Origin of the sequence: uncultured Acetobacterium sp. (assembly GCF_927416815.1) — a bacterium.
Taxonomy (GTDB): domain Bacteria; phylum Bacillota; class Clostridia; order Eubacteriales; family Eubacteriaceae; genus Acetobacterium.
Window position 1 is genome coordinate 46,956 of record NZ_CAKMJU010000031.1, and the last position, 23,814, is coordinate 70,769.

The 23,814-nt window shown below is 42.8% G+C and carries 20 protein-coding genes; 13 read left to right on the top strand and 7 right to left on the bottom strand.

Going from position 1 to position 23,814, the window contains the following annotated elements; genetic code table 11:
- Window positions 1-28: 28 nt before the first annotated feature.
- The 7 genes from larB to QZ998_RS06260 form a co-directional block, all read right to left on the bottom strand.
- Window positions 29-778, bottom strand: a complete 750-nt coding sequence (gene larB / locus QZ998_RS06230) for a nickel pincer cofactor biosynthesis protein LarB (RefSeq protein ID WP_296558935.1) — start codon at window positions 776-778, stop codon at window positions 29-31.
- Between the two features lie 46 nt (window positions 779-824).
- Window positions 825-2,687, bottom strand: coding sequence for a non-ribosomal peptide synthetase (locus tag QZ998_RS06235; RefSeq protein ID WP_296558936.1), 1,863 nt, complete (start codon window positions 2,685-2,687; stop codon window positions 825-827).
- Between the two features lie 28 nt (window positions 2,688-2,715).
- Window positions 2,716-3,474, bottom strand: coding sequence for an SDR family NAD(P)-dependent oxidoreductase (locus QZ998_RS06240; protein ID WP_296558938.1), 759 nt, complete (start codon window positions 3,472-3,474; stop codon window positions 2,716-2,718).
- The gene (locus tag QZ998_RS06245; RefSeq protein ID WP_296558940.1) at window positions 3,464-3,700 is read right to left on the bottom strand and encodes a biotin/lipoyl-containing protein; all 237 of its coding nucleotides are present in this window, start codon (window positions 3,698-3,700) and stop codon (window positions 3,464-3,466) included. The genes QZ998_RS06240 and QZ998_RS06245 overlap by 11 nt, the downstream gene beginning before the upstream one ends.
- A gap of 2 nt (window positions 3,701-3,702) precedes the next feature.
- Entirely contained in the window at window positions 3,703-4,419 is a 717-nt protein-coding gene (gene lipB / locus QZ998_RS06250; RefSeq protein WP_296558941.1) for a lipoyl(octanoyl) transferase LipB, read from the bottom strand.
- A gap of 3 nt (window positions 4,420-4,422) precedes the next feature.
- Window positions 4,423-6,432: a sigma 54-interacting transcriptional regulator gene (locus QZ998_RS06255; protein WP_296558943.1), complete on the bottom strand. Its 2,010-nt coding sequence runs from the start codon at window positions 6,430-6,432 to the stop codon at window positions 4,423-4,425.
- 114 nt (window positions 6,433-6,546) lie between these two features.
- A complete protein-coding gene (locus QZ998_RS06260) occupies window positions 6,547-7,869 on the bottom strand; it encodes a DUF362 domain-containing protein (protein WP_296558945.1) in 1,323 nt (440 codons plus the stop codon).
- 382 nt (window positions 7,870-8,251) lie between these two features.
- On the opposite strand from QZ998_RS06260, the gene QZ998_RS06265 reads away from it, so the two are divergent.
- From QZ998_RS06265 to QZ998_RS06325, 13 genes are all read left to right on the top strand, one after another.
- Window positions 8,252-9,907 carry an NAD(P)H-dependent oxidoreductase gene (locus QZ998_RS06265; protein ID WP_296558946.1) on the top strand — a complete coding sequence of 552 codons (1,656 nt, stop codon included), beginning with the start codon at window positions 8,252-8,254 and terminating at the stop codon, window positions 9,905-9,907.
- A 52-nt stretch (window positions 9,908-9,959) separates the two neighbouring features.
- Complete coding sequence (gene ilvA, locus QZ998_RS06270) at window positions 9,960-11,156, top strand: threonine ammonia-lyase (protein WP_296558947.1); 1,197 nt, start codon at window positions 9,960-9,962, stop codon at window positions 11,154-11,156.
- 246 nt (window positions 11,157-11,402) lie between these two features.
- Window positions 11,403-11,798, top strand: a complete 396-nt coding sequence (locus QZ998_RS06275) for a hypothetical protein (RefSeq protein WP_296558948.1) — start codon at window positions 11,403-11,405, stop codon at window positions 11,796-11,798.
- Window positions 11,770-13,419 carry an AarF/UbiB family protein gene (locus QZ998_RS06280; protein WP_296558949.1) on the top strand — a complete coding sequence of 550 codons (1,650 nt, stop codon included), beginning with the start codon at window positions 11,770-11,772 and terminating at the stop codon, window positions 13,417-13,419. The genes QZ998_RS06275 and QZ998_RS06280 overlap by 29 nt, the downstream gene beginning before the upstream one ends.
- A 196-nt stretch (window positions 13,420-13,615) precedes the next feature.
- Window positions 13,616-16,240, top strand: coding sequence for a methyl-accepting chemotaxis protein (locus QZ998_RS06285; protein WP_296558952.1), 2,625 nt, complete (start codon window positions 13,616-13,618; stop codon window positions 16,238-16,240).
- Window positions 16,241-16,465: 225 nt separating this feature from the next.
- Window positions 16,466-17,035: a hypothetical protein gene (locus tag QZ998_RS06290; RefSeq protein ID WP_296558953.1), complete on the top strand. Its 570-nt coding sequence runs from the start codon at window positions 16,466-16,468 to the stop codon at window positions 17,033-17,035.
- Between the two features lie 216 nt (window positions 17,036-17,251).
- On the top strand, window positions 17,252-19,174 hold the full coding sequence (locus QZ998_RS06295; protein ID WP_296558955.1) for an NAD(P)/FAD-dependent oxidoreductase: 1,923 nt from the start codon (window positions 17,252-17,254) through the stop codon (window positions 19,172-19,174).
- Entirely contained in the window at window positions 19,167-20,141 is a 975-nt protein-coding gene (locus QZ998_RS06300; protein WP_296558957.1) for a polyprenyl synthetase family protein, read from the top strand. Before QZ998_RS06295 ends, QZ998_RS06300 begins: the two co-directional genes overlap by 8 nt.
- 3 nt (window positions 20,142-20,144) lie before the next feature.
- Entirely contained in the window at window positions 20,145-21,050 is a 906-nt protein-coding gene (locus tag QZ998_RS06305) for a 1,4-dihydroxy-2-naphthoate polyprenyltransferase (RefSeq protein ID WP_296558959.1), read from the top strand.
- A gap of 112 nt (window positions 21,051-21,162) precedes the next feature.
- Window positions 21,163-21,552: a GntR family transcriptional regulator gene (locus QZ998_RS06310; RefSeq protein ID WP_296558961.1), complete on the top strand. Its 390-nt coding sequence runs from the start codon at window positions 21,163-21,165 to the stop codon at window positions 21,550-21,552.
- On the top strand, window positions 21,533-22,228 hold the full coding sequence (locus QZ998_RS06315) for an ABC transporter ATP-binding protein (RefSeq protein WP_296558963.1): 696 nt from the start codon (window positions 21,533-21,535) through the stop codon (window positions 22,226-22,228). The genes QZ998_RS06310 and QZ998_RS06315 overlap by 20 nt, the downstream gene beginning before the upstream one ends.
- Window positions 22,222-23,046: an ABC transporter permease gene (locus QZ998_RS06320; protein WP_296558964.1), complete on the top strand. Its 825-nt coding sequence runs from the start codon at window positions 22,222-22,224 to the stop codon at window positions 23,044-23,046. The genes QZ998_RS06315 and QZ998_RS06320 overlap by 7 nt, the downstream gene beginning before the upstream one ends.
- Before the next feature lie 88 nt (window positions 23,047-23,134).
- Window positions 23,135-23,794 carry an ABC transporter ATP-binding protein gene (locus tag QZ998_RS06325; protein ID WP_366512401.1) on the top strand — a complete coding sequence of 220 codons (660 nt, stop codon included), beginning with the start codon at window positions 23,135-23,137 and terminating at the stop codon, window positions 23,792-23,794.
- The last annotated feature ends 20 nt before the right edge of the window (window positions 23,795-23,814 follow it).

The window sequence follows — 23,814 nt, forward strand, 5'->3', positions numbered from 1 at the left end:
CCAGGCCCTGATGAAATTACGATTATGGTTATAATTTGATAATTCTCGAAGCCATACAGGCAGCGCCAAAACCATTGTCAATATTGACAACGCCGATGCCGCTGGCACAGGAGGTCAGCATACAAAGCAAAGCTGAGATACCACCAAAGTTAGCGCCGTAACCGATACTGGTGGGAACAGCGACAATCGGTTTATCAGTAAGACCGCCGACCACCGAAGCCAAGGCCCCTTCCATACCGGCCACTACAATAATTACCTTAGCCTGATTGATAGTATCGACGTTACCGAGGAGTCGATGGATACCGGCAACCCCGACATCGTAAAGCCGCTTGACCTGATTGCCCATAACCATGGCGGTAACAACGGCTTCTTCGGCAACTGGGATATCAGAGGTTCCGGCGGTGACGACGAGAATGTAGTCGTCGGTGGTTTTAAATTCTTCCCGCTTAACGACAACGGAACGCGCTTCTTCATAATAAATGGCATCAGGTGTTATGGATTTGATGGTGTCGTATACGTCCCGTTCAGCTCGCGAAGCGAGGATGTTGCCGGTCGATCGCGCCAGCATGTTTTCGACAATCCCCTTGATCTGATTCAGGGTTTTACCGGGACTGTAAATTACTTCAGGATAGCCGTTTCGCAGTTCCCGGTGATGATCTACCTTGGCATAAGATAGGTCTTCATAAGGCAGATTTTTTAGTAGTTCCAGTGCGGCTGGTACTTCGCATTGCTGGTTCTTGACATCTTCCAATAATTTTGTTAATTGATCTACATTCATAATTGTCTCCATGACTGCTGATGCGTCAGCGTATTAAAAAATCTCACTAAAGAGTCTCGATATAATCGGTCATTTCTTTTAGGGTCAGGTGGTTTCTGATCTGATCAGTGTTCATTTTAATGCCATAGGCTTTTTCCAGCTGGTGAATCAGGTCAATAAGACCAAGAGAGTCGCCACCAAGATCAAAGACAAAATGACTGTTTGGTCCAATCAGGGCAGATGAAATTTTTAGAATCTTCGCCCAGTATTCGGCCATCTCCTTATAGGTGCCATGCAAGGTTGACTCAGCGGTGCTGCTGCCTAAGGGGATAGCCAGATCATAATTATTATATTCACCGTTTTCCCAGGCAACAGTTAAGGCTAGTCGGTTAATTTTACCCGAGGTGGTTTTGGGAATTTCATCAATCATCACACCCCAGGTGATCGGAATCTGCCAGCTGGTCGAAATCGTTTGGCCGGCAAGGGTTAGGGTATGTGGGTCTTTGGAGTCACTAAAGAGAATCAGGCAGTTTTCCTGAGTGGTTCGATCTTTGCCCTGAATAACAATCAGGTTGGTATTTTCAGGCAATGCTTGTTTACCGGTTTTTTCTAAATCAGAGACCAGGTAATTTTCACCGTTGACGATAATAATATCTTTATAGCGACCAAAAATATTTAACCAACCGTTTCTAAAAAAACCCAGATCACCAGTGTTAAACCAACCATTCTCGTCTAGCCCGGTGGAAGCATTGCTGTCTTTTGAATAATAGCGCAGCATCACATTGGTGCCCCGAATATGGATCAGACCCAGATATTCCGGCTCCAGAATATTTCCGGCAAGATCTTTAATAACTACTTCGTTACATGCATCCAGAACACCTACTGACATCCGGCCGATGGTATCATCATCGGGGTCACAGAAGAACAGTTTTTCACCAATGGCAATGCCGTTACCCAGAAAGTAATCCATCCGGAAGGGCCAACCATAGGGGGTGTAGGCCACGCCCATGGTGGTTTCGCTGAGACCGTAGGCTGGTTTCAGGGTATCCCGGATCCAACCCATCGGTGCCGTCTGCGCTTCGAAGGAGGTTAAGGAAAGGGGGTTAACATCCTCGCCACCGCAAAAACAGATATAAACAGTTGATAAATCCACCGCTCGCTGCTGTTTAATGCCGACCTTAAGCAATAGTTCAATACCAAACAGGGCGGCTCCGGTGACGGTGGCGGAAAACTGCGAGAGCTTTTCCAGCCAGCGGTTGGGGTTTTGTACAAACTGTAGTGGGCTCATTATATATTGGGGAAAGTTGTTGACAATCGGAACCAAGTGATAGCCAACAAAACCAAAACAGTGGGATAGCGGCAGCCAGCTTAAATAGCGTTCCTGAACATTTTCGCGAACGATGATACTGCTGGCGATCCCCCCTTCAAACAGATTCCGGGTGGTGAGAACAGCACCTTTAGGATCTGATGAGGTGCCCGAGGTAAACTGAATCATTCCGGGATCACGATCATTAACTGTAGTAATGGTTCCCGGGGTGGATTCAGCCAAAGCCCGAACCATTAAGAGCTTGTTTTCAAAAATAGTGGTTACCCCTTCTAGATCACTGACTATGAAGGGGTTGTCCAGAGTGGCTAGCACACTGTGAAGATAAGCCCGGGATTTTTCATCCTGGCCAATGGGCAGAATAGCAGGAACCATTCCCCCCAGGATGGCGGCCCAAAAACAAGTGATCTGAGCCTGAATGCTTTTTAATTGAAAAACAAGAAGGGCTCCCTTTTTTAGCCCCTGGGACTGGTAACCGCCAAGGACTTTCATAGCATTTCCAAAAAGTGAGGCATAGCTTTCGGTTATTTCCTGGCCATTAGCCTCTAGATAGGAGATGGTGACAACACTGTTTCTCAGCTTGATAAATGAGTCTTGTATATTCATGGGAGTCTCCTCAATATTGTCAGTTTCTCTAAATCATGGTATAGCCGCCATCGATGGCAATGGTCTGACCGATGATGTAATCACTTCCGGGTGAACAGAGGAAGGAAATGACTCCAAAAAGGTCTTCTTCGGTGCCAAGTCGTCCGGCTGGGGTGTTTTTGGTATGTTCGGTGAGGGCGTATTTAGGGAAATTTGATTTAGCCATATCGGTTTCAATGACACCGGGGGCAATCGCATTAACCTGAATATTAAGACGAGCAGCTTCTCTTGCTAAGGCTTTGGTAAAAGCAATGACCCCGCCCTTAGCGGCAGAATAATGGGTGAAACCCAGTCCTCCAACCCGGCCGGCGATCGAAGCAACATTAATAATCTTGCCCCGTTTCTGCTGTTCAAGTACCTTATAAACCGCATGGGTAGCGATAAAGGTTCCGGTTAAATCGATATCAATCACTGCCTTCCAGTCTTCTAAGGTCATCGCACTAAAGGTTTTGACGGGGAAGATTCCAGCGTTGTTGATTAACACATCGATCTTACCATAGGTTTCCATAACAATATCAACCATTCTAATGGCATCTGCTTCGGAAGATATATCGCACTGGACAGCAATACATTTAGTGGGCAATTTTTCGGCCGCAGCTTTAGCTGTTTCAATATTACGGCCAATAATGACAATATTAGCGCCCTCATTGCTGAGATATTCAGCAAATGAGTAACCAATTCCCCGGGATGAGCCGGTGATAATAATAACTTTATCCTGATGAATACCGGCCATGCTTTTAACCCTCAATTTCGCCGATGATCTGGCCAACCAGAACCCGGTCATCTTCGGCAGCTAACATCGCGGTAAGAACCCCGTCGGCCGGTGATTCAATATAGATGGAAATCTTATCGGTGGCCGCTTCGGCGATGTTATCACCTTTTTTAATTGTGTCACCAACAGCAACAAGCCATTGTCTTAAATTTATTTCTTCAGCGCCTTCGGCAAATTCGGGAACTGCAATTTCAAATTTCATGTTTAATTCTCCTTAATCGTATTTATTTCATTACATAGTTCTGTGATCGTTCTTTTTATTGTTCGGGTACCAAACATTCCATCAAAGGCCAGGATAAACTGATCGCGAAGATCGGACAGGGTAACGGGAGAGCAGCCACAGGCTGCCATCGAGGTGACGCCCTTATCTTCAATGCCGCAAGGAATAATGGTTTTAAAATGCTCGAGGTTGGGGTTGACATTAATGGACATGCCATGGAGACTGACGCCGTGAGAAACGGCGATACCGAGAGCTGATATTTTCTTATCCTCACCGGTTCCCGGTTCCACAACCCAGACACCGCTTCGGCCTTTGACGCGGTTACCTTTCAAGCCATAGTAATCCAACACGTTGATGACAATTTGCTCCAGACAGCGCACATATTGGTGAGCACCTTTAGCATACTGATCAAAATGAAGTATCGGCGAAACGATGAATTGTCCGTTCCCATGATAGGAAATATCGCCACCCCGGCTGACCGATATTAGGGCGATACCCATCGCAGCCAGCTCTTCGGCAGGATAAAGCAGGTTCTTTTCATGGGTTCCCCGACCCAGCGTAATAATCGGATAATTCTCCTGAAAAAGGAGGGTGTCCGGCCAGAAACCGTCCACGCATTGCTGGTGGAGCTGCTCTTGAATGATAAAGGCATCTTCATAGGAAATTAGTCCCAGGTCAAACCAGGTGAGCTCTTTTTTCATGGTCTAATAATCCTCCAGGTGATACTGTTTCATTTTGCGGTATAGGGTACTGCGGGATATACCCAGGTACTCAGCTGCTTTCTTGCGTTCAGAGAAAAGCGTTAGGGCTTTTTTGATGGTGCTAAGCTCGATGTTCTTTAAATCAAGATTGGTTTGTTCAGTATTTTTTTCAATGGTTCTTGGCGGTGGCGGGGGTGATTCTCTAGGTGTCAGCTCAGCATTGAGATTGGGCAGAAAACTGGAAATAAAATAATCGTCAATGCGATTGGTTTCAGTGAAGTTTACTGCCTGTTCAATGGCGTTTTTAAACTGCCGCACATTTCCCGGCCACTCGTATTCCTGCATCGTCGCGATGGTGGAGGGATGAAGCGGTTCAATGTATTTGCCGCAGGCCTGGGTAATCTCATTGAGAAAGATTTCGGCTAAAATCGGGATATCTTTTTTTCGTTTCCGCAGTGGCGGAATATTAATTTGCAATACATTCAGCCGATAGTAAAGATCTTGTCGAAACCGCCCCTTTTTTACTTCTTCGGCAAGATTTTTATTGGTGGCAGCAATCACCCGCACATCAATGGGAATATCCTTGTCGCCGCCGATGCGCTGAATATAGCGCTCCTGCAAGACTCGTAGCATAATGGTCTGGGTGTTTAGTGGCATTTCTCCGATTTCATCGAGAAAAATGGTGCCACCTTTGGCTAGTTCAAATTTCCCGATTTTTCCATGTTTGCTGGCTCCCGTGAAAGAACCTTCTTCATAGCCAAAAAGGACACTCTCAATCAGATTTTCTGGAATGCCGGCACAGTTGATGGCAATAAATGGCTGATCGGATTGATAGGCGTTGTGAATGGCTTGAGCAAACATTTCTTTACCGGTTCCGCTTTCACCTTCTAACAGGACAGTTGCGCTGCCCTTGGCGGCAATCTGGGAAAGATGAACAGATCGCAGCAGCTCGGAGCTTTCGCCGACGATGTCATCAAAGGTAAAGCGAGTGCCTTTGCGTTTGGCCTTATCAGATACCAGGATTTTTCTATCCATATCAGTTAGCCTTGCAACAGCACCGACAACGGTGCCGTTTTCATGAAGAATCATCTTGCTGTTAACCAGACAGTTTATTTTTTTGCTTTTGGTTATAATATGCTTATCTTTTTCTTCGTAGGTTGGCGGGACATTGCCATGATCATCGAGGATGGTTTCGCCATCCATAATCTCCAGGATGTTTTTTCCGTAGGACTCAAAGGTAGTGGTCTTTAGAATTTTTGCGCCCTGAGAATTAATGCCGATAATTTTTCCCTTCACATCGACAGCAACCACCCCATCGGTCACAGAGTCGATGAGGGTACTCAGATAGTGGTTGGTTAAATCGACCTGGCGATTCGATTCAGCAATACAAAGCTGCCTTGAGATAGCTTTTGTTGTCGCAACAACCATTCCCAGGGTATGGGGATAAGCCATTTCTTTAGGTCCGGCCATGTCCATAATCCCCAGCAGTTGACCGTGGGCATCAAGAATCGGTGCGGCGGAACAGGTTAGCTCATGGTAGCATTCATAGTAGTGCTCGGCTCCGATCACCTGAATCGGTTGGAGCAGATCAATCGCTAAACCGGTCGCATTGGTACCGGCCATCTGTTCATTCCAGATACTACCGCGAACCAGATTTTTAGTGAAGGCTTCCTTCAAAATAGATTGATCACATATCAGTTCCAGGATAACCCCATTGGGATCGGTAAGGGTTGTCGAAAAACCGGATTCGTTGACAAATTCCTGCAGTTCCATCATAAATGGGATACTGACATCCAGGAGGAGCTTATTTTGTTCTAGACGTTTCCTGAAATTAGCTTCACTGACAGTTGGGGTTCGGTTCAAAGCGCGGGGATCCAGCCCAGCTTTTTGACAGCGCAGCCAGGAATCAATAATCGGTTTGCGAATATGATTGCCGATATTTCCCGAAAACACGAAATCGTCCCAGGTTCTTTTTATTTCATCAAAGTCAGCAGACATTTTCAAAGCGTTCACGCTCCGTTTTTTATTTTCAAGCGACATTCCAAGATAACAGTGGTGTCGTTAGTGCGATAAACAGTTTGCCAGGGGAACTAATCCCCTGGCTTGATTTATTAAGTAAGATGCTTTTTACTTAGGACATGGGTAGCTATAGCAGGCAGAAGCCAATTTTTGCAAGTCACCATTCAGTTGTGCAAAGATGTAAACGGGTGCACACCCAGGGTAATAGGTTACTGATCTAGCAATTGCGGCGCCTTCTTTGACCTTATCCACAGAGGGGAAAAGTTCCCAGCAATCACCACAGATAAAGACATCTTTATCGCGACATATTTCAGGTTCGAAATCTGGAACACCACCGGCAATAACAATAACTTCACCATTTTTTTCAAGGAAGGTTTTCATATCAATTCCGCTTAAGGCAAAGGAATCCAGAGCACCACGAACATTGACAAAACAGCCGGGACAGGTTTGTTGCATCATACAGGTTAAGCCAGCATACATTCCGATGGGATCGCCACCAGGTCGTTTAAAGTGTTTCATGACGGATTCAATCGAGTTACCGACAACATCAATTTTATCTAAATCGATTTCGCCCTGGCCTTCGGTTCCGGCACAGCGGATGGCAGGAATTTCCATCGGTTCAAAGCCCATGATCGAACAGGTGACTGAGTCAACAGCAACAGTATCGGTACCAGCGATCATCAAGTTCATTTCAATTGGAGAACCGGCATGAGGCCCTTGTCCTTCCATCCCAATAACGGAGTCAACAATGGTCAGGTCGGCATGACGGATCCTGTACATATCAGCCATTTTCTGACCCAGTTCAATCCGATGAGCCCCCTGCTGTTGATCATTAGGATGACAGTTAGGGATGATCCCATTCCAGTTTTTAAGACCTAAGGTTACCGTTCCGGCTAAATGCACCTTCATTTTGGGAAGGTTGATAACCACATCGGCATCCATAAAAGGTTTGAAAACAGTGGCATGTTTAAATAGTTTTGCCCCTTCAATATCGACGGGAACGACATCATGCTCGTCAAAATAGATGACTTCATCAGCACCGCCAAGTTTGGCTGCCTCTTCCATTTTTGAATCTTTAAAAGCGGGTTTAGCACGACCAACATGCATTCCCAGGGAGGGGTTATCACCAACGACTACTTTTCCGGCTTTGGAGTTTTTCTTAACATAAGAAACAACGGCTTCAATGGTTCGGGGATCGACAACCGCGTGACTTTCAGGGGGAGCCTGGAAAGCAAGGTTTGGTTTAATTAAAACGGTGTCACCTTCTTTAATGATGGTATCAAGGGAACCAATCGCCAGTTCAACTGCTTCGGCAACAGCGGCTTCAATTTTTCTAACATCCTCTTCAATGCGAATATATTTTCCGCCCATGAATGAGGCATTGCCTTCGGGTTGTGCAACCTTTACAACAGATACTTTTGTTTTACTCATGATAATCTCCTTTTGGTATAGTCACCATTTATTTGTCCGTAGACGGACGTATAATATATACCCGCAATAATCATGCCATAACAAAGAAGTTCTAAAAAAACCAGAAACCGTGATTCGCGATCGTTTATCAGTGTGTCATGTGTCATAATGAGACGCTTCAGTGTCTCATTATAGCACGTGACACACCAATTTAGCCTTAATTAAAACATCTCGGTCAAGCAAGAGTTTGAAAATAGCGGTATTCGAAGCGCATGTTTTTTGTTATAATCATATGAAACGAGGTATTATATAGAAAATAAGAATAAAATAACAATACGAAAGTCAAACGATTAGTTCATCGATACTTTCGTAATTTGAATTTAAAAAAGAAAGTGAGGATAAAATGCGTAAAGTTTTATTATTAAACGGCAGTCATAAAGCAGCTAAGAGTTATACCATGATCATTGCCGAGCAATTTGCATCGGGTCTGTTAGAATTCGACTCGGAGACAGAAATAGAAACTGTGGATTTAATCCGCAAGAATATTAATGCATGTACAGGATGCCATACCTGTTGGACTACTACCCCAGGGGAATGTGTTTTTCAGGATGACATGACGGAACTTTTCCATCAATATGAAGAGGCTGACATTGTCATCTGGGCTAGCCCGCTCTACCATTACGGTATTTCAAGCGCGATGAAAAAATTCATGGAGCGAACCCAACCGGCACTGCTGCCATTTATTGACAATGAAGGCGGCGGAACCTATGGCCATCCTTTCCGGAATCCTGAAAAAATGGAAGCGAAAAAGCACATATTGATCAGCACTTGTGGCTTTCCGTCGACAAAAAATAATTATGAGGGGGTCGAGGAACAGTTTAATAATCTTTTTGGCAAGGAAAAGTGGGAAAAAATAATCTGTGTCGAAGGTGAGCTGCTAGGAATTCAACAGCTGGATAACCTGACTGGTCCTTATCTGGATTTGGTTAAGATCGCCGGCAGGGAATACGGCGAAAATCTGAGCCTTTCCGAAAAAATCAAGGAAGGCCTCTCAAAACCTTTTGTTGAAACACCCACCTATCTCCAGACCACCAACCTGAGTTGGGGGGTCGATGATACCCGGATGAAGGATTCTGACGGCGGGCTGATTGCCTGGCATTATATGAAAGAAGTGCAGACCGCATTTAACCCCAAGGTACGACCAAAAATGAATGCCGTTCTCCAGATTGATTTCACCGATATCAAAGAGCGCTACCAATTTGTCATTAAAGACGAAACCTGTACCCTGCTGCGTAATGATTTTGCCAGAGAAACGACCGCAATCAGTATCAATCTGACTACCCTAGAGCGGATATTAGAAGGAAAAATTGATGCCGCCCAATCATTAATGGAAAAAAAGTATGCGGTTGTAGGCGATATGCGGGTCTTCAACGCATTTTTAGATGGTCTGTTCGGACCGGTTAATCTGAGCGCGGACAAGAAAAAAAGGCTTATCCCGATCAGTTTTAAAAATACGCCCTATTGGTTTTTTCTGGCTATGTGTCCCTGGGTTTTCTGTTTTCTTTTGGCAGATTACAGTCCCTTGATTGGGGTAGTGATTCCATTGATGATCAGTGGTGTATTATGTGGCATCAAGCGGGGCACTGATCTGGTTTATTTTGAACGCGCTACACTTTTGATTTTTTCGCTGATGGGTTTAACGGTGGTGACCTTTGGAGCGGACTATCAGGGAAATACCTTTGCTATTATCGGATACTTTGCCTTGGCGATAATCTGGGCAATCTCGACCCTAAAAACGATTCCGCTAACGGCCGACTATACCCATTACTTCAATGGTCGCAATGCCCTTAAAAATGTTTTGTTTTTAAGAACCAATCGGCTGCTATGTTATATCTGGTCGCTGGTTTTCCTGGCTCAGGCCGGCATTGCTTTATGGCTAAATACAACGGTACTGATTAATTTTGCGGCGATTATTCCGATCTTATTAAGCGTTCCAACCTTTGTGTTTTCACTCTGGTTTCTAAAATGGTATCCCAGCGATATGGCCAAACCGAAATAGGAAGGCAAGAGAATTTTGTCGTAACACCATCGATTTAAGAATAGGAGTTTAAATGCTAACACTGGATAAAATTTACCACGCATCATTTACCTTAAAAAAATATATTCGTCCCACCGATTTGATTCATGCCCCCAAAATATGTCCAGACAGTGATATCTATTTAAAAACCGAAAATTTACAGATTACCGGGTCTTTTAAGGTTCGGGGGGCCTGCTATAAGATCTCGCAACTCAGTGAAGCAGAGAAGGCCAAGGGTGTGATTGCCTGCTCAGCTGGTAATCACGCCCAGGGGGTGGCGATGGCGGCCGCTATTAACCATATCAAAGCCCTGATCTGTCTTCCTGACGGAGCCCCGATCTCCAAGGTTGAAGCAACTAAAGCCTATGGTGCCGAGGTCTGCCTGGTAGAAGGCGGCTATGATGAGGCCTATGCAAAAGCATTAGCGCTTCAGGCCGAGAAAGGTTACACCTTTATCCATCCCTTCGATGATGAGTTTGTCATTGCTGGCCAGGGTACCATTGGTCTGGAACTGCTAGAAAGTTTGCCAGATCTGGATGCAGTGATTGTTCCGATTGGTGGTGGCGGACTGATTTCTGGTATTGCCTACGTGCTCAAGTCCTTAAAACCTGAGGTGAAAGTTTACGGGGTTCAGGCCTACGGCGCCGCCAGCATGCTCCAGTCGATTAAAAATTGCAAAATCTGCCGACTACCGCAGGTATCAACCATTGCTGACGGGATCGCCGTAAAAGAACCGGGAGAGCTGACCTTCAGTCTGTGTAGTGATTTTGTGGATGAGATAGTTACAGTCACTGAAGACGAAATATCCACCGCCATCCTGACCCTGATCGAACAGCAAAAACTGATTGCCGAAGGAGCAGGGGCAGTAGCGGTGGCCGCTGCCATGTTTGGTAAGTTACCGATTAAAGGAAAAAAGACGGTTTGTATTGTGTCGGGAGGTAATATTGATGTGACAATTTTATCGCGGATTATTAAACGGGGTCTATTAACCTCCGGACGAACCTGTTCTTTTAATATCGAGTTGATTGATAAACCAGGGCAGTTAAAAAAGGTTTCACAGATCATTGCCGATCTCGGAGGAAATGTTATCTCAATTCATCATGAGAGAAGCAATGAAGGATCTGATATCAATGGCTGCTTCTTGCGCATTGAGTTAGAAACAAGAAATTATCAGCATATTGGCGAAATTCGCGAAGGACTGATCCAGGGCGGATTTCAATTACAGAATTAAAATAAAAAACGATGTGCTATTGTTGATTGTTTAAGGGAAAAACGGGTATCATTAAAACGATAAGTGATTAACATCTGTTTGTCGTCGGTGTGCTTTTTTATTCGCGGGAGATCCTTGAAAAAGAGCACACTGAGATGAATGAAGTCGTTACTCACTAATTAGGTTTGTGGCTTAGATTAGCGATTTCCAAACCGAGTACAGAGCATTTTTGCAATATTTATGGAGTTTATAACAGGAGGAGAAAAAATGTTAACCGATTTAAGCGAAGATTTAAAAAAAATATTTCTATTTGGTGTTGGAGCGGTGGCCGTAACCGCTGAGAAATCAAAGGTTCTGATTGATGAACTAGTCGAAAAAGGTGATCTGACTGTCCAGCAGGGGAAAATTCTCAATGAAGAATTAAAACACAATATTAAAGAAACCATTAAAGAGACGGTAACGGTTAATGTTGTCAAGTCAGAAACACCGCCTTCCGCTGACACGGTGGTAGAAGGTCTGGATAAGATGACACCTGAAGAGATAAAGAAAATCAAAGATAAGCTGGAAGCTATAACGGCAGCACAACAGATGGAGAAAGAGATTGTCGAGGTTTCTGATTTGGATGAAAATGTCAATGAAACGGAAATCGATGAACTTAAGTGATACGGGTGGTGTACGAGTTAAAGATTTAAGCAAAAGTCCAATGGAAACAAATGGGAAACGATTAAAAAAAATTGTTTCTATTCTAGTAAAACATGAAATTACCAAAGGGTTGACCCCAGAAAAGCTTCGACTTATCATTGAAGATCTGGGGCCAACCTTTATTAAAATCGGCCAGATTATGTCAATGCGCCGGGATATATTTCCCAGCGACTACTGTTTAGAACTGGAAAAACTGCGGTCTCAGGTAACACCGATGCCCTTTGATGAATTCATCCGAATTATTGAAGAAGAGTATCAGTGTTCGGTGGATGATGTGTTTAGCTGCATTAATCAAGATCCCTTGGGCTCAGCATCGATTGCGCAGGTTCATGCCGCCGATTTGCTCGATGGTGCTAAGGTCGTGATTAAGGTTCAGCGTCCGGGGATCTATAAGGTGATGGCTCAGGACGTGGTGCTATTAAATCGCGCCACCGGGATTCTCAATATCGCCAGCGGCATTGGTGACGTGGTCGATTTTAAAATGATCGTTGATGAAATGTGGAGTACCGCTCAGCAGGAAATGGATTTCCTCTTCGAGGCTAAGAACGCCCAACTGTTTAAGGACCTCAATACCGAAATCAAATACATTGGCTGTCCTAAAATTTACAATCAGTTTACCACTTCAAAGGTTCTGGTCATGGAAGACATTGTTGGCATCGAAATTGATGAAACCAGAGAATTACAAGATGCTGGCTATGATCTGGAAGAAATTGGTGCCAAGCTGGCTGAAAATTATGTCAAACAGATCATTGATGATGGCTTTTTTCATGCTGATCCCCATCCGGGCAATATTTTTATCAGAAATGGCCAGATTGTTTGGATTGATTTAGGGATGATGGGAAAATTGTCTAAACGGGAGATGGGACTCTTAAGAAGAAGTGTTAAAGCAGTAGCCAGCCGCGATGTCGAAAGCCTGGAAGGGGCGATCCTGTCATTGGGGGTTCACAAAGGCCGGCGAATCAACCATTCGCTTTTATATGAAGCCATCGATCGGATGCTTGATGTTTATGGTACCGAAGAACTTAGTAATATTAATATGGGTCGATTCTTGGAAGAAATCTTGCGGATTGCCGCAGAAAACCATATCGGTATGCCCCGCGGCATTAGTATGCTTAGTCGTGGTATGATTACCATTGAAGGGGTGATTGCGCAAATATCTCCAGAGGCCAATTTTGTTAGAATTATGGCCAACCATATGGCCGGTCAGCAGATCGCAAATTTTGATCTGAATAGTTTTATGGAGACGAACAGACAAAAAATCCTAAGCTCGGGAGAAAAGGCAATTAGCGTACCGGGACAAGTCTCTGATTTTTTTAGTCTAACAAATAAGGGACAGTTGAAAGTGAATCTTGAAATTCTCGGATCAGATGAACCGCTAGCAGAAATTGACCAAATGGTCAACAAGATCGTGATCTGCATCATTCTGGCGGCGCTTTTAATTAGTTCCAGTTTTATTGCAACCACCAACATGACCCCCCAATTTATGGGAATTCCGGCACTAGGAGCATTGGGTTATTTCACAGCTATCATTTTAAGCTTGGCGTTGATGATTTCGATCCACCGAAAAAAGCGAAAACGCTGAGCAACGGCTATTTAAAAATTCGTTTTATGATAAATTAACAGATTCTTAATACAATCTTTCCAAACCGTTAACATAAGCTATGGCAGTGCATGTTAGACTTTAACAGCGACTAAGATAATCGGGAAACCGAGATCTTTAGCGCTGTTATTTTTTAGCTTTAATCGGATAGATTAGTAGCAGATGGGGAGATAAGTTGATGAAGTGGTTTTATAATTTTAAAATAGGAAGCAAGCTGATCTTGGGGTATCTAGTGATCGCCGTCATCGCTGCAGGCATCGGCATAATGGGGCTGGTTGGTATTCAGAAAATCAGTGAGCAGGATGTCTATCTTTACGAAAAAATGGCAAAACCGCTGGGTGAATTAATCTACATTGTCGACGCTTTTCAAGGAATTGTAGGAAATACTCAGGATCTGTTAGGCGCAAGCAGTTCCGCAGAAATTGACACCATCGAGCTTGAAATTTTCAAACGCAATTCGCGTTTTGATGGAAATCTGAAAACTTTTCAGACCAGTTTAAGCTCTCCCGAAGCAATTGAAATTGCAGACGAAACGTATCTGCTTAAAGATGAGTTTGATCGGATCGTAACCGAGGCCATCGATCTGCTCAGGCAAGGAAAGCAGGGAGATGCCTTGGTGCTGATTAACAGCGCTGACTTTGAAGAGATAAAAAGAAAAATAGAAGATAATTATCGAAAAATGATGGATATAAAGCTGGAAGCTGTTAAGGATACCGCCAAAAGTAATGTTATCATCGCCGAAGTAAACACCAGGAATACGATTGCCCTGCTGGTGGCTGGTGTGGTGATTTCCTTATTACTGGGACTATTTATTGCATCGACGATTACCAGACCGATTGCAAAAATCAGCGAAATGATCAAAGAAATGAGCCTCGGACATTTGGGGATGCGGCTAAACATGCAATGTCACGATGAAGTCGGTGTAATGGCTGCAGCGATGGATCATTTTGCTGACGACCTTCAGAATGTGGTTATCAAAACCATCCATCAGATTTCTGATGGCGATTTATCTGCCGAAATAGAGCCCAAGGATGAAGCGGACGAAATCATCCCGGCACTTAAACGGACAATAGAGACGGTGCGAGGTCTGATTGCTGAGTCAACCATGCTGTCTCAGGCAGCGGTTGAGGGAAAACTTCAAATTCGCGGTAACGCTGATGCCTTTAAAGGCGGGTTCCGGGAGATTCTGGTCGGTTTTAACGAGACCATGGATGCCCTGGTAACACCTTTGAACATGGCCGCCAGCTATGTCGAACAAATTGGCAACGGCGTCATTCCCGAGAAAATCAGTGAGAGCTATTATGGCGATTTTGATACCTTTAAAAACAGCATCAATGCCTGTATTGATGGTTTGGCAGCCCTGGAAGAAGGAAACAAAGTGTTGGGATTGATGAACAGCAACGACTTTTCTCAGGCTGTCGAGGGCAATTATCTGGGGATTTATGCAGAAATTGCAGAGTCGATTAATGGCATCCGGCGGCTTCTTTTGACCATTACAAGAATTGCCGGCAATATCAGAGAGGGGAATCTTTCTGATTTACCAAAGCTTAAACAGGAGGGCAAACGCAGCCAGAATGACCGACTGATGCCCACCCTGATAGAAATGATGGAAAATATTTTTATGCTGGTGGAAGAAACCGAAACCATGGCACAAACAGCCGTAGAAGGAAATCTCAGCTTTCGTGGCGATAGCAATAAGTTCTGTGGGGAATATGCCCAAGTTATTGAAGGCTTTAACCAGACCCTGGATGCAGTAATCGAACCAGTTAAAGAAGCATCGGATGTGTTGCGGGAATTAGCACAAGGAAACCTTCATACCATGGTGATGGGAGACTATCAAGGCGATCACGCAAGAATTAAGGACGATCTTAACGAAACGATTATGTCATTGGCAATTTATATTGGTGAAATTACAAGTACCCTAGAAGCAATGGGACGGGGAAATCTTAAACAGGAAATAGCAGCAGAGTTCAGAGGCGATTTTCTAGTAATTAAGAAGGCTCTAAACGCTATTAACAGCGGTCTTAGCACCACCCTTGCTGATATTGATAGTGTTTCGGCGCAGGTTGAAATGGGAGCGATGCAGATATCCGACAGCGGTCAGGCGTTAGCGCAGGGAACGACCGAGCAGGCCAGTTCGATTGAGGTTTTAACGACTTCGATTGAACAAGTCGCAGATGAAACGCGGCACAATGCTATAAGAGCGAATGAAGCCAATGAGCGGGCGATTGCGGTGCGAAAAAATGCAGAGGTCGGCAATCATCAAATGAAAAAAATGGTTGCAGCAATGGATGAAATATATGAGTCGTCCAACAATATTTCTAAAATTATTAAAGTAATTGATGATATTGCTTTTCAAACGAATATTTTGGCACTTAATGCCGCTGTTGAAGCAGCCCGAGCTGGTCAGCACGGCAGAGGATTTGCTGTGGTTGCCCAGGAAGTGAGAAACCTGGCAGTTCGCAGCAGTGATGCTGCTAAAGAGACAACCGGTCTCATAGAAGGTTCGATCGACAAGGTGGAAGTCGGTACTCGGGTAGCAGATGAAACCGCCAGCAGCCTGAAAGAAATTTCCAGGGAAATTGAAAAAGTGACCAGCTTAATTGGAAACATTGCTCAGGCATCCAATGATCAGGCCACAGAAATTGAACAGATTAATCAAGGGGTTGAACAGATATCGATGGTTGTCCAAACTAATTCTGCGACCGCAGAACAAAGCGCGGCAGCCAGTGAAGAACTTTCTGGACAGGCCCAGCTATTGAAACAGATGGTCGGAACCTTTGAAATTAAAGTGATCGGATAAGTAAAAGTTATCGATGCCATATAGATCAATTAATCTAGGTTGTGGTTTGACCTTTGTTATAAAAAAATAATATGAATTAAAAAATCCGCTTTTAAAGTGGATTTTTTAGATTATTAAATTAATTTAGATTATTAAATTAATTTAGATTAGAATGATTAGATCTGGGTAAATATGATAATAGCTATGAAAAGCTAATTCATGTAAATGAAGAAGGAGAAGAAGAAAATGAAAAGAAAAGTAATTTTAGGAATGATTATCGTTTTGGCAATATTGATTACAGGTTGTACTCAAGCCCCCGCAACCACCGATGATCAGGACACTGGGACAGAAACAAAAACAGAAGAAACAGCAGATGCCGTAACAACTGCCTCAATTGTTGATACTGAAGAAGCCTTTATTAAGGCAATTAGTAAAGATGGAACATGGCTCATTGCGACCCTTAATGATTTAAAAATCGATTCGGATCTGGTATTGGATGGCGACTTTGTTAATGGCAAGAAAGATGACGCCGGAAATGATATTGTCCAGCGGAAGATTGGCCTTTATACTCAAGATGAAGCCCGAAATGTTACCGCCAGATTTACATTGACAGCTCCAAAACTAACCATTAACAGTCCTAAAGCAAGCATTGAACACGGAACATTTGTCGGCGATTTGTATGTAAATGCTAGTGATTTTCAGCTTAAAGGTCAAAAAATTGAAGGGAATTTGTACTTTACAACTCCTGAAGCCCAGGCAACCTTCATGATGGACGAGACCAGTTCAGTAACCGGTGTTCAGGAATTAAAACAGTAATGTAATTGTTTGACATTTCACAATAAAAATTTTGAGAGCCTCTAAATTGAAGCGTGAAATACATCAATTTAGAGGCTATTTTTTAGAAAAATTACAAGATTATGACAACTATAATAGTTTGGAGAAGTAAATGGCAATAGCGAGTTAGTCCTAGCAAAAATTTGTAAGGGGGATGATTCTGAAACCTTAACACAAGTCAAAATTTGGAGGTGCATTATGGAAAAAAATATTATTATATTAGGTGCCGGATACTCGGGGATTCTAACGGCGAAGAAGCTTGCTAAACGTTTAAAAAATCATCAAGAGATTAAGATAACCTTAATCGATAAAAAAAGTTATCATACCATGCTGACTGAATTGCATGAGGTAGCTGCAAATCGCGTTGAAGAAGACAGTATCCGAATCAGCTTAAACCGCATTTTTGAAGGTCGAAACGTTGATGTGCAGATAGACACAATTACTGAGATCGATTATGAAAAACAACAATTAACTGGAAAAACAAAAAACTATCGCTACGATTACCTGGTATTGGCCTCTGGTTCACAACCGACTTTCTTTGGTATTGAAGGAGCACAAGAATTTGCCTACAAGCTTTGGTCTTATGAGGATGCGGTGAATTTAAAGGGACATATTTTTAAAATGTTCACGAAAGCGTTGCAGGAAACTGATCCGGCAAAAAAAGAAAAACTACTGAGCTTTTACGTTTTAGGGGCAGGATTTACCGGTGTCGAAATGGCTGGAGAACTTGCTGAATGGGTACCGATACTCTGCAAAGAATTTGAAATTGATCGCGAACTAGTTAAAATTTCACTTGTCGATATGCTAGACCGAGTGGTGCCTAATTTATCAGTTGAGCTTTCAGAAAAAGCCAAAAGACGACTAGAAAAAATGGGCGTCACCGTCATGTTAAATACGGCGATTACAAATATCGGTGAAGACTTCATTGGACTTAAACAAGGTGATCAGTATTTTGAATTACCGACAAACTGTGTTGTTTGGGCAGCAGGTATCGAAAGCTCAGATATAGCCAACAAGGCAGTACAGCTTAATCAGATCGGGCGGGGACGAATTAAGACCGATGAATTCCTGCGGGCAGAAGGAAGAAATGATGTTTTTATAGCCGGGGATAATATTTTCTTTATTCCCGAGGGGCAGACAACTCCAGTGCCTCAGATGGTTGAAAACTGCGAACAATCTGCAGATACAATTGCTCATAATTTATATACTGCAATTACTGAAACAGGGGAAATGGAGCGGTATGTGCCCAAGTTTCATGGGGTTATGGTAAGTATCGGTGGGCGTTATGGGATTTCTTATGTCGGAACCGAAAAAAAGAAATTTGCCCTCCCGTCCTTCTTTTCTCAGTTTGTGAAGCATTTTATAAATATTATTTATTTTATTCAAATTCTCGGCTGGAATAAGGTCTTTAGTTATATCCGTCACGAATTTTTTACCGTTAGAAATTGCCGAAGTTTTGTCGGAGGACATTTCTCAAACCGAACCCCCAGTTTTCTAATGGTGCCGTTGCGGATTTTCCTAGGCGGATTTTGGGTATACGAAGGGGTAAAAAAAGTGAATGAAGGGTGGCTCTACACACCAAAACTGACACCTTTTTTTCAAGGCGCAAATGACTTATATGATTATATAATAAACGCTGGCAGTGGTGAGGCCATATCATCAGCAACAGTGGTAGGTCAGGGAGCCGAAGTAGCCGGTAATTTGCTTACTAATTGGAATATCCTTGGTCTTTTTAGAATCATTTTAATTCAAACAACGGATATTGCTATTAAATTACAAGTTGGACTGATGGATTGGTTTACAAGCAGCGTAATTTTAAGTAGTGAAAGTTCAGAAGTGTTTTTTCAGTCTGTGATCGTCTATTCTGAAATACTTGTCGGAATCCTGCTGATTTTAGGACTGTTTACCACCATTTCGGCACTGTATTCAATCGTTCTCCAGGGAATGTTTGTCACAACAACAGGGCTTTATCTGAGCACATGGTGGATGATTTTTGCGGCAATAGCTGTTATTATTGGCGGAGGGAGAGTATTCGGCCTTGACTATTATGTAATGCCTTGGTTAAAAGAGCACTATAAGCATATTAAGCTTGTCCGGAAACTATATATTTATCATGATTAAGAATCAGTTAGCAGAAAAAACAACGTATCAATCTGCCATTGAGGCGGTCAGACTATTAATGAAAGAAACCCTGCTGGATACAGATGAATTAGTTTTAGAGATGATGCAACACCTGACAGCTGCAGATGGAAAAAATCTACGGGCAAGGCTGTTGCTAGTATCAGCACTGGATCATGAAGGATTTGTACCACGCGACGCCGTGATTGCTGGGGCAGCAGTGGAAATCCTTCATCTGGCCACATTAGTACATGATGATGTCATCGATGAGGCTGAAATACGACGGGGACATGCCAGTCTGCAAAAACGGTTTGGAAAAAAAGAAGCAGTAATTTGTGGTGATTACCTTTTTTGCATATCACTGGCTTTGGTAGCAGAAATTTCAATCCGTTATCCTGAAAAATTAAAAGAGTTTACCCAGGCAATGACAAAAATTTGCCTGGGTGAACTCCGCCAATTTAAGCATAATTCTGACACTGATCTGAGTGTCCTGAATTACTTAAGAATAATCGCCGGAAAAACCTCGGCACTTTTTTCTCTGGCTATGTATTCAGGTGCCATCATCAATCAGTGCAGTGATAAAGAAGCACGTTTTATGGCGAGAATTGGCTATAATATGGGAATGGCATTTCAGATCTTGGATGATTGTGCAGATTATCAATCAGATGTTGTGACAACTAAGAAATCGGTTAGGCATGATCTGGCCGAAGAAGTGGTAACCTTGCCGCTTATTTATGCCTTGCTGAAACAACCAGAACTGAAGCATCGGATTGGTCAGCAGCATTTATCACCGACTGAAATCAATGAAATCATTGCCGAGGTTGTTAAAGTCGGTGGGGTATCAATGGCTTACGATGTAGCAGAAAAATACTACCTGAAGACAAGAAAAATGATAAATGTCCTAGTCGATGAAAATAAAAAACTGCACTTGAATGAGATCCTCGACAGAATCTGGAAGGTTGGGAATTGAAGAATGCTTATACGATTTTTAAAATATGTCGAGATTCGCACAAAAATAGCCAGCGTGCTTCCTTTTCTGCTCGGTTTATCGTATGTTATCTATGCATATGGACGGCTTGATATTGTAAATACGCTGTTATTCTTTGCCTCAATGTTGTGCTTTGATATGGCAACAACGGCGTTAAATAATTACATTGATGTAAAAACGAATGGAAAAACACTTGAATTTTCGCAAAAAAATGCGAAACAGATCTTATTTGTGCTACTGATTCTGGCAAGTTTGTTGGGATTGGCGCTGGTATTTTTAACCGGGCTGATCGTATTATTTATCGGAGCACTTTGTTTTGGTGTTGGTATCTTTTATACCTTTGGTCCAGTTCCGATCTCGCGGTTACCCTTGGGAGAAATTTTTTCGGGTTTGTTTATGGGTCTATTGATCCCTTTTTTAGTTGTATACATTAATGCGCCAAATGATAGTCTGATATATTATGATTTTAGCAATTGGATACTCAAGCTATCTGTAAATACTTTGGAGTTATTGAAGTTGGGAGTAGTCACGATACCAGCTATAACAGGAATTGCAAATATCATGTTGGCAAATAATATTTGTGATCTTGAAGCGGATGTTAAAGTAAATCGTTTCACCCTGCCCTATTATACTGGTCTCAAAAAGGCTGTGAATATTTTTGCGGGGCTTTATTATTTAGGGTTCACTGCAATTATTATTATGGTTTTGTTTAAAATTGTACCGATTTTCGGATTAATTGTTCTATTGGGTATAATTCCCGTTCAAAAAAATATTTCACTTTTTAGAAAACAGCAGTCCAAATTAATAACCTTTCCACTGAGTGTCCAAAACCTGGTGTTCATGATAATACCATTGATCATAAGTCTGGCAGTCGGAGCAATTATTAAATAAACGAGTTATCAAGAAAAAACAGAATCGATTCGATTCTGTTTTTTTCTTGACAATAAACAAGTAATGTATTATTGTATTAAGAAGATAATACAATAATACAAAGGAGACAGCCATGAAATGGATCATCGATTCCGATCGTCCCATCTATAAACAGTTGGTGGAACAAATAGAGATGAGAATTATCTCCGGTGCTTATGCCCCGGGAGACAAACTAGAATCAGTGCGAGAAATGGCAATGGATGCTGGTGTAAACCCCAATACCATGCAGAAAGCATTAGCAGAACTGGAAAGAATGGAACTCGTTTTTGCACAAAGAACCAGCGGCAGATTTATTACGGAGGATTTGAAAGTGATAGAAGAAGCGAAAAAAAACTTAGCAGTTCAGGAAATAAGCGCATTTCTTGAAAAAATGAAAAAATTGGGTATGAGCCGACATGAAATATTGGTTTTGATGGAAATGGTGGCGGAAGGGGAAAAAGAAGATGACCATATTAAGCACTAAAAATCTGACTAAAATATATGGTAAAAAAACAGCCCTGTCGCAAATTAATATGGTGGTTCCCCGGGGACGGATTATCGGTTTGCTAGGTCCAAATGGTAGCGGAAAAAGTACCTTTATTAAGCTGGCAGCCGGTTTGCTGGTGCCCTCATCGGGTGAACTTTTAATTGATGGGCAGCCCCCCGGAGTTTTGACCAAATCAAAGATTTCCTATCTGTCTGAGCGGTCTTATCTCAGTGATTGGATGCGAGTTCGCGAGATCATCGCTTTTTTTGAAGATTTCTACGCCGATTTTAATCGTATCAAGGCCGAAAACATGCTGAAGGATCTGGATATTAACCCCGACGATCGGCTTAAAACAATGTCCAAGGGAACCAAAGAGAAGGTTCAGCTGATTCTGGTGATGAGCCGGCAAGCCGAGCTCTATTTATTGGATGAGCCAATCGGTGGAGTAGATCCGGCGGCTCGCGACTATATCTTAAATACCATCATCACCAATTATAAAGAAGAGGCATCGGTGATTATTTCCACCCATCTGATTGCTGATATTGAACAGATTCTCGATGATATTCTATTTATTAATCAGGGTGAACTGGTGCTCACGTCTAGTGTCGATGAAATACGGGAAACCCATAACAAATCGGTCGATGGATTATTTAGGGAGGTTTTTAAATGCTAGCAAAACTTATCAAACATGAAACCAAAGCAACCAGTCGGATTTTTATGCCGCTCTATGGCGCCCTGCTGATTTTAACAGTATTCACCAAACTGGTGATGGCCACTTTTGCCCCGGATTTCTTTTCAGAGGCTGCCGTTAATAACCCGGTGGCAGAAGTGATTTTAGGAGTCAGCTTTACCTTATACTTTATACTGATTGTCGGCATTTGTGTGATGACGCTGGGCATAATTATTCAGCGTTTTTACAAGAATTTATTTACTGATGAAGGTTATCTGATGTTTTCGCTGCCGGTCAAAACCTGGGAACTGGTTTTATCGAAGCTTCTGGTGGGATTGCTCTGGTCAGCAGTTTGTACGGTGATGATCTTCTTGACCTTTGTTATTTTCTCACTAGGAATTGTTTCGATGATGGAAATTACTCAGGCCATTCAGAGCGGCTACGATGAGATTTTTATCAAGACAGGGCTAAATCTCAATCTTTTTATGGTAGAATTAATCGTGTTTTTTATTTTTGAAACAATTTCTTCGATACTGATGATTTATGTTGCCATTGCGATCGGACAATTATTCAGTCAGCACCGGATTGTCGCCGCCTTTGGTGCCTATATTGTCATCACGATTGCACTTCAGATTTTGCTGTCGATTATTATGGCGGTCTCTACCATTGGGAATCTGGAGAATCTCATTTTAAACAGCAGTAACGCATTGACAACCATTCATTGGTTAATTAATGGGACTACCGTGTTTAATGTGGTATTGTGTATTGGCTTCTATTTCGTGACTCAATACATCATGAAAAATCGTCTAAATCTGGAGTGATTTGTGTTATAATAATCAGCAATTGAATGGTTGGAATTAGCGAACATAAAGAAAGAGGGGGATCTGTATTTTTATTCAAGTCAGAGAATTGTATAAAGATTTTAAGTTGGGGAAAGAAGACATTCATATCCTCAAGGGAATTAATCTTGACATTGAACGAGGGGAAATGGTGGCCCTGCTTGGTCCTTCGGGATCTGGCAAATCCACCTTTTTGAACGTTTTGGGGGGATTGGTTCCGCCGACCTCAGGAGATATCCTGATCCGCGATTACCAAATCAGCCAGATGACTGAAAATGAGCTTTGTCTCTTTAGACGCGAGCATCTGGGTTTTATTTTTCAGTCCTATAATTTGATCTCGACCATGACAGCTATCGAAAACGTAGCTTTGGCTTTGACCTTTGCCGGTGTCAAAAAAGAGATCCGGCAGCGCCGGGCAAAAGAAGCACTAGAAATAGTGGGGCTGGTCGATCGGATGAATCATAAACCCAGCGAACTGTCTGGGGGACAGCAGCAGCGGGTCAGTATTGCTCGGGCACTGGTTAATCATCCGGAGATTATTTTGGCTGATGAACCCACTGGTAACCTGGATTCAAAAACCAGTGCTGACATTATGGAAATGATTAACCGACTTAATCGGGAAGAAAAACAGACCTTTGTTATTGTCACTCATGATCCCGACACGACGAAGTACTGCACCAAAGTTATTCATATGCGGGATGGCCTGATTGAATCCGAAGTTAATCAATAAGTAGTGATCATCATAAAAAT

Bases quoted from the DNA above. Each gene is read 5' to 3' on its own strand.
- QZ998_RS06245 (WP_296558940.1), bottom strand. From the start codon at position 3,700: ATGAAATTTGAAATTGCAGTTCCCGAATTTGCCGAAGGCGCTGAAGAA.
- lipB (WP_296558941.1), bottom strand. From the start codon at position 4,419: ATGAAAAAAGAGCTCACCTGGTTTGACCTGGGACTAATTTCCTATGAA.
- QZ998_RS06290 (WP_296558953.1), top strand. From the start codon at position 16,466: ATGAAAAGAAAAGTAATTTTAGGAATGATTATCGTTTTGGCAATATTG.
- QZ998_RS06315 (WP_296558963.1), top strand. From the start codon at position 21,533: ATGACCATATTAAGCACTAAAAATCTGACTAAAATATATGGTAAAAAA.
- QZ998_RS06305 (WP_296558959.1), top strand. From the start codon at position 20,145: ATGCTTATACGATTTTTAAAATATGTCGAGATTCGCACAAAAATAGCC.
- ilvA (WP_296558947.1), top strand. From the start codon at position 9,960: ATGCTAACACTGGATAAAATTTACCACGCATCATTTACCTTAAAAAAA.
- QZ998_RS06265 (WP_296558946.1), top strand. From the start codon at position 8,252: ATGCGTAAAGTTTTATTATTAAACGGCAGTCATAAAGCAGCTAAGAGT.
- QZ998_RS06260 (WP_296558945.1), bottom strand. From the start codon at position 7,869: ATGAGTAAAACAAAAGTATCTGTTGTAAAGGTTGCACAACCCGAAGGC.
- QZ998_RS06275 (WP_296558948.1), top strand. From the start codon at position 11,403: ATGTTAACCGATTTAAGCGAAGATTTAAAAAAAATATTTCTATTTGGT.
- QZ998_RS06300 (WP_296558957.1), top strand. From the start codon at position 19,167: ATGATTAAGAATCAGTTAGCAGAAAAAACAACGTATCAATCTGCCATT.
- larB (WP_296558935.1), bottom strand. From the start codon at position 778: ATGAATGTAGATCAATTAACAAAATTATTGGAAGATGTCAAGAACCAG.
- QZ998_RS06235 (WP_296558936.1), bottom strand. From the start codon at position 2,687: ATGAATATACAAGACTCATTTATCAAGCTGAGAAACAGTGTTGTCACC.
- QZ998_RS06285 (WP_296558952.1), top strand. From the start codon at position 13,616: ATGAAGTGGTTTTATAATTTTAAAATAGGAAGCAAGCTGATCTTGGGG.
- QZ998_RS06310 (WP_296558961.1), top strand. From the start codon at position 21,163: ATGAAATGGATCATCGATTCCGATCGTCCCATCTATAAACAGTTGGTG.
- QZ998_RS06295 (WP_296558955.1), top strand. From the start codon at position 17,252: ATGGAAAAAAATATTATTATATTAGGTGCCGGATACTCGGGGATTCTA.
- QZ998_RS06280 (WP_296558949.1), top strand. From the start codon at position 11,770: ATGAAACGGAAATCGATGAACTTAAGTGATACGGGTGGTGTACGAGTT.
- QZ998_RS06320 (WP_296558964.1), top strand. From the start codon at position 22,222: ATGCTAGCAAAACTTATCAAACATGAAACCAAAGCAACCAGTCGGATT.